Genomic DNA, 11,142 nt, shown 5'->3' with positions numbered 1-11,142 from the left:
ACCTTTGAAGGATAATTTCAAAACTACCTGCTCTAACCGCTGAGCTACTGCCTCAATTTAAATTGTGTTAACCGGTAATGGTATAAGTTTGTACGTGGAAAGTGTTTTCGAAGTAACTTAAACTTGACCTTGTTAACGCAATTTTTTATTTCAATGAACTTGTTTTTATTTCCTGAGCAAAGATTTCAAAAGTACTGCGCAATTATTTTGCGCAGTGAAAAAGAATTTTATATTTGAGTAAAGATTATTTTATAAAAATAGCATAAGTCCCATAGGGACAGCATATTTATAGTTTTTTAGAAATTTATTGCCAAACCCCATCGGGGTGATATATTTTAAAGATAAAAGGCAAAAACTGAAATATCGCTCCGATGGAGCTTTTGTAGAATACCTAAATAAACTATAAATATTACGCTCCGATGGAGCTCATTAGCATTCGGTATAAATTGGCTATAAATATTAAACTCCGATGGAGCTTTTCATCAGATTTAAATAAAAATAACATGAATTTAAAAGAAATATATTCTGAATTATTGACCAATATTGGTTTCAGAGAAAGTGAAATTGAGCAAAATTGGTTAGATTTAGAAAAGGCATATTCCAATAAATCAAGACATTATCATAATCTGACGCATATAAAAGACATGATTGAATGTTTTGAAACGTATGCTAATCAATTAAAATTTCCCAACGAAGTTTTATTTTCTATTTTTTATCACGATTACGTTTATAAAAGCAGTAAAAAAGATAATGAACTGAAAAGTGCTGAATATGCCGTGAAGATTCTTCCGAAAGAAACCAATCTCAATGCAAAATTGGTTTTTAATATGATTTGCGCTACGCAGCTTCATCAACATAATGAAATTGAAGATATTAACTGGCTAATTGATTTTGATTTGAAAATTCTCGCGCGAAACTGGAACGAATATCAAATTTATTTTGAACAGATTAGAAAAGAATATAGCATTTATCCTGATTTTCTATACAAACCCGGACGCGCAAAAGCCCTGAAACATTTTCTGGAGGATGAATTTATTTTTCAAACTAAAACCTTTAGAGATTTGTTTGAAGAAAAAGCGAGAACGAATATTGAAAAGGAGATTTTGTTATTGACCTGATATCGTAACAGTTGTTAAACCCGACAGGTTTTAAAAATCTGTCGGGTTTGCTATGCGTAAAAATGTCTTTTTCTTTTATCTTTTGCCTTCGTAGTTTGGGCAGCCAAAACATTTTTTAGCTAAGCTAAATTGATACGTTAGGGATAATTCATAAATTCCTCCCGTTTTACCAATTTTGGTAGTGTTTAAATCGTATGATAATCCCAATCGAAGGTTTTCATACTGCAATCCTGTAAATAAGTTTACAGAGGTTAGCAAATCGCCATTCATTCCATTTTTTGCAGGATTTGTTACGGCTGTAGCACCAAAAAATATTTTTTCGAATAATATCGAAGCCCCCAAATCAAATCGGTTATAACGACCTTGCTGCATGTAGTTTGATGTTACAAAAAACTTAGTTTCATACGGCAGGAATACGGCATCTATATAATCTGCAATAAGAAATTCGTAACCACCGCTTAGGGAGAAAAAAGTATTTAAAGGCAGATTTCCCTGTGAGCTAAAGGCAATGTTTGGTTTGTTTAAATGTTTCATCGAAAAACCAATCCAGATTTCATCGGTATTAAAAACCATTCCGGCAGAAACATCAAAAAAGTTGACTTTGCTGTTTAATAAAATGGGATCGTTTGAGTTTGGATTTATAACGCCCGTTCCTATATTAATCTGATCTTCTAACAATAAATTCTGAAATGCAAACGATTTTATTCCGTAACCCACTTCTATAGCGGGCCTAAAGAACCAATAATCATTTAGTCGTACTTTGTACGCATAATTGGCGTTGATTTCAAAAAAATTATAATTGGTTACATTTTCTCTTTGGTTTAAGACACTGACTCCAAAACCACTGTTAATATCTTCGCTCCACGTGTTTACAAATGCATAATCTGTATCTATTCTCAGATCAAGATCCGGCCATTGTTCGCGGTGAATTATACCAGCATAAGTAGTTTCCATAAAACCCGAAAATCCTGGATTAAGCGTTTCGGGAATTAAAAAATATTGTGTAAAAATTGGATCTTGCGCTCTTGCCTGCGAAAAAAAGCAACATGTTATTAGTATAAAAAATAGTTTTAATTTCATTGTAAATCTTGTTGCTTATTTAATTAATGTGAATGGCCCTTTTTCTACTACCGTATGATTGTAAAAGGTTTTTAAGGTGATTTTGTAATAGTAGTTACCGTTTTCGGCATCTAAATCTTTTATCTTTCCATTCCATCCTCTAATATTTATCCCGGATTCTGAATATACAACGGCTCCCCACGTATCAAAAACGTCAAGAGTAATGTCGGACAACCCTAAAAATACGGGCGCAAATGTATCGTTGAAACCATCATTATTGGGTGTAAACGCATTCGGCATAATAAGGCTATACCCTTTTTCAACTACTATTGTGGCGCTGTAGCTGTATTGACATCCAAAAGGATAGTTAACGGTTTGTTTTATAGTATAAGTTCCAACTCGGGTATAAATATGTTCCGGACTTTCTTCTGTTGAAAAAACACCGTCTCCAAAATCCCATGAAGTGCTGACAAAATCGCCTGTGGCCAGATTTGTAAATTTCACCGGATCGTAAATCGAATATAAATCGAACATTTCTTTACCATAAGAACCCGTTGAAAAATTGGCTTCGCCCAAAACAGGCGTATCCACATTTAATGCATAATCTGACTTACAGCCAAAACTATCGGTAACACTAAAGATGATTAAACCGTTATTCTCGGTATTCATAATTTCGTTATTGGCACCTGTAACAACACCATCAGACCAGCTTAAGGTATAAGGCGGAATTCCACCTTTTACGTGTCCAACGAACGTTTGTTTCACATATTTAGTCTCGCAATTAAAATCGGTTAAAACTTCAACTGTTGGTGTAAGCTGATCAAATCGGGTAATTGTCCAGGTATCTGATTGTTTACAGCCATTGGCATCTGTTACGGTTACGGTATATTTTCCCGGTACAAGATTCGCTAAATCTTCCGTTCTTTGTCCGTTTGACCAACTGTATGAATACGGCTGTGTACCACCAGTTACTACCAAATTGATTTGTCCCGTATCTGCTCTCTCACACTCTAACGGATTCGAAACATCTGCTCTTATCTCCAGTAATAAAGGCTCTACAATTTTGAATGTTTCTTTGATTTGACAATTTTTGGCATCGGTAATTGTTACTGAATAATCTCCGGGCCCAATGTTATTTCTTTCAATTCCTGCTGTTGCATCATCATCCCAAACAAGTTTAACAGGCGCTTTTCCTCCAACTAGATTTAAACGGATGTGTGCATCTTTTTGCCCAAAACAAGTAATTTGTTTTACATTTGGATTGATCGTAAATACAGGTGCATTATCTATAATTATGGTAAATACTTTCGGGCAGCCCAATGAATCTGTAATGGTAATAATATACGTTCCGGCAGATAAATTATTCTGCACAAGTCCTGAGCCTAAATTGCTCCATTTTATAATATAAGGATCTCCCGTTGTAAACGGAACTCCTCCTGTAATACTATTTATGGTAATCGAAGCATCGGCATAATTATAACAGGCAATTTCTGTTTTGGTATAGTTTAATTTTATTTCATCGTTTTGAAGTACAACAACCTGTAAATTATCCGTACAACCAGAATTATCGGTAACGGTTAGATTATAAGTTCCTGCATATAAGTTTCTAGGATTTTGAACTGTACTTACATATCCGTTTGGCCCTGTCCATCTGTATCGGTAATTGAAAACACCCGGAGATGTTTCGGTTACCCGACCACCAACTGTTTTTACATTAATTTCTCCCGTAGCATATCCATAACATAAAATATTAGTCTGGCTTACATAGGTTAATTCTAATAATGGCGGTTCGATAATGGTATAACTTCCTGGTAGAATATTACAGCTATTTGCCTCTGTAATGGTTACATCATATTTTCCGGGTGCCAAATTAGAAAGATTACCGGAGTTAATTGGAAACGCAGCTCCGTCTTTTGTCCACACATATTTATAAGGCTGAGTTCCGCCGGTTACATTTACATTAATTCTTCCGTCATTTGCGCCAAAACATGTAATGTCTGTTTTAGGTTGTGACAGAATTTGAAATTGGCCCGGTTCACTAACAAAATAACTTTTTGTAAAAGGACATTTTCCGTTATCGGTAACCCTTAAATTATAATAACCTGATCTTAAATTCGAAATATTCTGATCAGAACTTGTGAATCCGTTAGGTCCAGTCCACGAGAATGTGTACGGGTTTCCGGTAGGAAAAGGAATTCCACCAGCAGCAGTTATTGAAATTGCTCCGTCGCTTAAACCAAAACAGGTTACGGTTTTTATAGTTTCAACCACTTTTATCAAAGGATCAACGGTAACGGTAATGGTAAAATTAGGTCCCGGACAAACCTTAGATATAGGCGATATTGTGTACGTTACCGTAGCAGGGCTGTTTGTATTATTGGTTAAAAACTGACTAATTGTCGAAACAGGACTTGATTGTGCATTTGCTCCACTTACAGCGCCCGGAGGAGAAACTATAGGCGTAGACCAAATATAAGTTGTTCCCGCAGGTACATTGTCTGTTCCGTTTGTAAATGGCGTAACCTGAAACGAAGAACCACTACAAATTTGTACTGTCTTTGGCGTTATTACTGGCGAAAGAACGGTATTAACAGAGAAATTTGCCGTTTTTGTAGTTGTACCACAACTATTTGTTACGCTAAAAATGGCCTGATAATTTCCGCTCGTGGTATAATTTATCGATCCCGGATTTAGCGATGTAGATGACGATGGAGTTCCACCCGGAAAGCTCCACAAATAAGTAATTTCATTAATTGGGGCACAAGTTTCCTCAACCTTTCCTACTGGTTTTATGGTTGCCGAATTACAAAAATCAGAAATAGGCTGTAAGGTAATAACTGGTGGTTTTTTGACTTGTATTTGTTTTGTAATAGATCGGTCTATTCCACAAGAATTTCTGGTTGTTAACCTTACATAATAAGTACCCGGCATTATAAAATTAAAAACAGGTTCTTTAGAATAGTAATTTGTTCCATTGGCAAAATTCCACTGACCTCTTCCGGTTCCCGGAACTGCTTCTTTACCACAAAAACCGTCAACATAATGATAAACTTCCCAATAGTAAGTTTCCGTACCACAACTCAAACTTGTGTCAGTAGTATTTTTAATTTCAAGGTTGGTCGAAGCACAAGCATTGCCATATGTAAAGTTAGGTTCTAATATTGGCTCTACACATATGAATTGTGCAGCTGGCGTTATACCTACTCCGCAAGGTGTGGTTGCATTTAATGTAACTTTATATTGACCTGGTCTGGTATAAACATGATAAGGATTAACTTCTCTGGATGTTGTTCCATCTCCAAAATCCCACGTGTAAACATTGACAGTACTACAGCCATTCGTATAACCTGCATAGGTTGAATTATTGAAATATACACCAGAATTGGCACATGCTATAGATGGTATACTAAAACTTATTACAGGCACATCTAAAATAATAATAGGTCCGGCGGTAAGATATGTACTTCCACATGATGTTGTTATAGTTAACGAAACTGTATTTCCAGATGGGCAATTAGCTCTTGTAAATTTATGAGGCACAGGGAAATTCTGAGAAGCCTGCGGATTTAAACTATTATAATAAGAAGAGCTTTCTAATTGTGACTGACTATAACTTTGAACCGTACCGTCTCCGTAATTTACCTGATAATTTGTATCCGAAGGATTTAAACCCCACGATCCTATCGCAAAATTCATTTCCGGAACCGGTATACATAAATTGGTCGTATTACCCGGAGCGATAAGAGCTCCAATTGGGTTATTGGAGTTTTTAACCACATACGTAATTGAATTACTGCAACCATTACTTCCGTTTGCGGTAATTACCATATTAAAAGAACCCAATTTTTGGAATTCATGCGTTTTTGGAAAAGTAACATTGGCTTCAGAAGTTCCATCGCCCCAATCTACATTGTATGCTGATATACAACCTACTGAAGTAGAATTATTTCCAACATTGATCGTATATTTAGGATTCGAGTTATTATCTCCACATCTTTCAAAAGGTTTGTTAGATCCCGGATTACTCTGGTCTACAAATTTTAAATCGGGTTTTTGTTTTACAGAAACAGTTCTTGTTCTCGAGTTCACTTCGCCATTAGCATCTGTTACGGTAAGTGTTACATTAAAATTCTGGAAACCACAACCTAACGCTGTGTAACTATGACTTGGATTACTTTCTGTTGAATTAGGAGTTCCATCTCCAAAATTCCATACATATTTATATGGGGCAGCACCGCCGCTTACAACAGGATTAAAGCTAACAGGAGCTCCGGAACATGCACCATCATTGGTAAAAGTAAAATCTACATTGGGTGGTGCAACAAAGTTTATATTGTTATTACGAACTGTTAAATTCTTATCGACTGTATGAAAGCCGAAAACCGAAGAAGTAATTAATAAAACAAAAAATAGGTGTAAAAAGTAGAGTTTCCTCATAGAAAAGAATTTGTTTTTGAGGCGTAAAAGTATATGTTTTTCTTAAACAAAAAAATAGTACAAATACCCATTTTAAAAAGAAGTAACCAACCCAATGCGCAAGTATTTTGCGCAGTACAATAAAAAGTGTATTTTTAGCACTTAAGTTGCCAAATCAAGAATTAATGCCTATTCAATAAATTTTAATAAAAATAACGCAATCAACTAATTATAAGATTTTATTTACACCAAAATATAAGAAAGTAAATCAAAATCAATTCATAATTTAAAGTTTAAACATATAAAAATGTCTCAAAATAAAAACGCCTTAATTCGGTATAAAACGATAGACAAATGTCTACAAAATAAATATCGAACATGGACTTTGGAGGATTTGATTGAAGCTTGTTCTGAAGCCTTGTTTGAATATGAAGGCCGCGAAAATCCTATTAGCAAACGTACCATTCAAATGGATATTCAGTTAATGCGAAGTGAAAAACTGGGTTATAACGCACCAATTGTGGTTTACGATAAAAAGTATTACAAATATGAAGACGATGAATTTTCGATAACGGATATTCCGCTAACGGAAACCGATATGAATGTTTTGACAGAAACGGTCTCGATGTTGAAGCAGTTTAAGGATTTCTCGTTATTTAATGATGTATCGGATATTCTACAGCGTTTGGAGGATAAAATCTATGCCGAAAAATCGCATACCAAACCCGTTATTTATCTCGATAAAAACGACAATTTAAAAGGACTTCATTATCTGGACGAAATTTATCAGGCGATTATTAAAAAGGTTACACTTGTTATTACGTATAAATCTTTTAAATCTATTGAGGAAAGTAAGTTTCATTTTCATCCTTTTATTTTGAAGGAATTCAATAATCGCTGGTTTCTTATCGGGAAGAAAAAAGGCTCTGCTCCTGTGAGCAATTTGGCTTTGGACAGAATTATTGCGATTGATTATGATTTTAATCTTCCGTATTTGGAAGAAGATTTTGATGCCGAATCTTTTTATAAAAATATCATTGGCGTAACGGTAAATTCTGGTTTGCAGCCGCGACGTATCGAACTTTGGATAAATCCTGAAAATGCACCTTATGTATTAACGAAACCCTTGCATCAGAGTCAAAAACTAATTCAGGAAAACGAAGATAAAAGTGTTATTGTGCATTTGTTTATTTCGCCTAATTATGAAATGGAACGTCTTTTATTGGGTTTTGGCGACGGAATCGAAATTCTGCGTCCGGAAAGCCTTCGAAATCGCATGAAAAAGATACTTCAAAAGGCATTAAACCGTTATGATGAGTAAAATTTATTCGCATTTAAACTCTTATTATTTTACATAAAGAATAATTAAAAAGCTATTTAAGAGGCATAATCTTTTTTTAGAATCTGAAATTTGTATAAATCTGAAAAAAGAATAGTATATTTCAATTAAAAAACTAACCTAAATTCCTCTATTTCAGAGGGATTTTTTTACTAACCAAAAATTTATTAAAAAATTATATGCATGCATAGTATTTTTTGATTATATTTGAAATCGATATAGTTACAATATGAAAGACAAAACGATAGATTATATTTTAAGAGCCACCTGGCAAGCTGTATCAAGAATGTATAATGAAGAAGCAGCCAAATACGACGCAACAATGGCGACCGGATTTGCTCTTTTAAGTATTGATAAAGAAGAAGGAACCCCGTCGACAGCTTTAGGGCCAAGAATGGGAATGGAAGCTACGAGCCTTACCAGAACATTGAAATCTATGGAAGACAAAGGTTTGATTGTTCGCAAAAAAAATCCAAGTGATGGTCGCGGTGTTTTAATTTACCTGACTGAATTTGGAAAAGAAAAAAGAGATTTATCTAAAAATACGGTTCTGAAATTTAATGAAACAATTAGAAAACATGTTTCTGACGAAAAACTGAAACATTTTATCGAAGTTTCTGAAATTATAAACGAATTAATTCAGGACAAAAACATATTTACCCAAACAGAAAAATAGAAAATGAATAACCCGATTTTTATCAAAACAGGAAACTTCAAATTCAAATAAAAAACAAATATTAACTACTATGAAACGCACGATTAAAAAAGTTGCTGTAATTGGATCCGGAATCATGGGTTCAGGAATAGCTTGCCATTTTGCCAATATTGGTGTTGAAGTTTTACTGCTTGACATCGTACCACGCGAGTTGACAGAAGCTGAAACTAAAAAAGGATTAACGCTTGAAAGCAAAGTTGTTCGCAACCGAGTGGTAAACGAGCACTTAGCGAATTCATTAAAATCGAAACCGTCTCCTATTTACAGTCAAAAATTTGCAAGCCGAATCACGACTGGAAATACGACTGATGATATAGCAAAAATTGCCAATGTTGACTGGATTATTGAAGTTGTAGTAGAGCGTTTGGATATCAAAAAGCTGGTATTTGAACAAATCGAAAAATTCCGTACACCGGGAACTTTGGTTACTTCAAACACTTCTGGTATTCCGATTCATTTTATGAGCGAAGGTAGAAGCGAAGATTTTCAACAACACTTCTGCGGAACCCACTTTTTTAACCCTGCGCGTTACTTAAAATTATTTGAAATTATTCCTGGTCCAAAAACTTCAACTGAAGTATTGGATTTCTTAAACGAATACGGTTCTAAATTTTTAGGAAAAACTTCGGTTATTGCTAAAGATACTCCGGCATTTATTGGAAACAGAATTGGTATTTACGGTATTCAGAGTCTATTCCACTTGGTAAAAGAAATGGGATTAACGATTGAAGAAGTGGATAAATTGACTGGTCCGGTAATTGGTCGTCCAAAATCGGCTACATTCCGTACCGTTGACGTTGTTGGTTTAGATACTTTGGTACATGTTGCCAATGGTATTTATGAAAACTGCCCAACAGACGAACAACACGATTTGTTCAAACTTCCTGATTTCGTCAACAAAATGATGGAAAACAAATGGTTGGGAAGTAAAACGGGACAAGGTTTTTATAAAAAAGTAGATAAAGATATTCTTTCTTTAGACTTAGATACATTAGAATACCGCGCTGCTAAAAAAGCAAATTTCGCGACGCTTGAGCTAACAAAAACTATTGACAAACCAATCAATCGTTTTAAAGTTTTGGTGAAAGGAACAGACAAAGCGGGAGAATTCTATCGTAAGAGTTTCTCTGGAATGTTTGCTTATGTGTCAAACAGAATTCCTGAAATCTCAGACGAATTATACAAAATTGATGATGCCATGAAAGCTGGTTTTGGATGGGAAAATGGTCCATTCGAAATTTGGGATGCAATTGGTGTTGCCAAAGGAATCGAAATCATGAAAACAGAAGGTTTAGAGCCTGCTGCATGGGTTACAGAAATGTTGGCTTCCGGAAGTGAGAGTTTCTACTCTGTTAAAGAAGGAGCAACTTATTTCTATAACATTCCAACAAAATCACAAGTAAAAGTTCCTGGACAAGATGCATTTATTATTCTGAACAACATTCGCGAAAGCAAAAAAGTTTGGAGCAATAGTGGTGCAATCATTCAGGATTTAGGAGACGGAATTTTGAACTTAGAATTCCAATCTAAAATGAATACAATTGGTGGCGATGTACTTCAGGCCATCAATAAAGCAATTGACTTATCTGAAAAAGAATATCAAGGTTTGGTTATTGGTAATCAGGCAGCAAATTTCTCTGTTGGGGCTAATATCGGAATGATTTTCATGATGGCAGTTGAGCAGGAATACGACGAATTGAACATGGCTATCAAATTGTTCCAGGACACTATGATGCGTGTTCGTTATTCTTCTATTCCTGTTGTAGTAGCACCTCACGGAATGACTTTTGGTGGTGGATGCGAAATGAGCTTACACGCTGATAAAGTAGTTGCTGCTGCAGAAACGTACATGGGATTGGTTGAATTTGGTGTTGGAGTACTTCCTGGTGGTGGTGGATCTAAAGAAATGGCTTTAAGAGCTTCAGATTTATTCCGTAAAAACGATGTGGAATTGAACGTTCTTCAGGAATATTTCTTAACAATCGCTATGGCAAAAGTTTCGACTTCTGGTTATGAAGCTTTTGATACCGGACTTCTTCAACATGGAAAAGATGTTATCGTTGTAAACAAAGACCGTCAGATTGCTGAAGCTAAAAAACATGCGTTGTTAATGGCTGAAGCGGGTTATACACAGCCTATCAGAAGAACTGATGTTAAGGTTTTAGGTAAACAAGCATTGGGAATGTTCTTAGTTGGAACTGACCAAATGGAAGCTGGAAAATACATTTCTGAGCACGATAAAAAAATCGCTAACAAACTGGCTTACGTAATGGCCGGAGGTGATTTATCTGAAGCAACTTTAGTATCTGAACAATATTTATTAGATATCGAACGTGAAGCTTTCTTGAGTTTATGTACAGAAAGAAAGACTTTAGAGAGAATTCAATATATGTTAACTAAAGGAAAACCACTTAGAAATTAGAAAATAGAACAAAGAGAATAGAATATAGATTTTGAGACAAAGTAATAGTCTATTTTCTATGATCTATTTTCTA

Annotated in this window: 6 protein-coding genes; 4 read left to right on the top strand and 2 right to left on the bottom strand. The window is 35.0% G+C overall.

What is annotated here, in order from left to right:
• The first annotated feature begins 503 nt into the window (after positions 1–503).
• Positions 504–1,118: an HD domain-containing protein gene (locus tag ACZZZT_RS10040; protein WP_463460254.1), complete on the top strand. Its 615-nt coding sequence runs from the start codon at positions 504–506 to the stop codon at positions 1,116–1,118.
• A 75-nt stretch (positions 1,119–1,193) separates the two neighbouring features.
• On the opposite strand, the gene ACZZZT_RS10035 is transcribed toward ACZZZT_RS10040, so the two are convergent.
• A complete protein-coding gene (locus ACZZZT_RS10035; RefSeq protein WP_463460253.1) occupies positions 1,194–2,198 on the bottom strand; it encodes a PorP/SprF family type IX secretion system membrane protein in 1,005 nt (334 codons plus the stop codon).
• A gap of 15 nt (positions 2,199–2,213) precedes the next feature.
• Positions 2,214–6,614, bottom strand: a complete 4,401-nt coding sequence (locus ACZZZT_RS10030) for a PKD domain-containing protein (RefSeq protein WP_463460252.1) — start codon at positions 6,612–6,614, stop codon at positions 2,214–2,216.
• Positions 6,615–6,900: 286 nt separating this feature from the next.
• Here ACZZZT_RS10030 and ACZZZT_RS10025 point away from each other — a divergent pair, with 286 nt between their 5' ends.
• From ACZZZT_RS10025 to ACZZZT_RS10015, 3 genes are all read left to right on the top strand, one after another.
• Entirely contained in the window at positions 6,901–7,914 is a 1,014-nt protein-coding gene (locus ACZZZT_RS10025; protein WP_463460251.1) for a helix-turn-helix transcriptional regulator, read from the top strand.
• A 247-nt stretch (positions 7,915–8,161) separates the two neighbouring features.
• Positions 8,162–8,608: a MarR family winged helix-turn-helix transcriptional regulator gene (locus ACZZZT_RS10020; protein WP_042563102.1), complete on the top strand. Its 447-nt coding sequence runs from the start codon at positions 8,162–8,164 to the stop codon at positions 8,606–8,608.
• 70 nt (positions 8,609–8,678) lie between these two features.
• Complete coding sequence (locus ACZZZT_RS10015; protein ID WP_463460250.1) at positions 8,679–11,069, top strand: 3-hydroxyacyl-CoA dehydrogenase/enoyl-CoA hydratase family protein; 2,391 nt, start codon at positions 8,679–8,681, stop codon at positions 11,067–11,069.
• The last annotated feature ends 73 nt before the right edge of the window (positions 11,070–11,142 follow it).

This window comes from Flavobacterium sp. AC274 (genome assembly GCF_979258275.1).
Note: the sequence above shows the minus strand (reverse complement) of the source record. Positions and strands in the feature narration are given on the sequence as shown.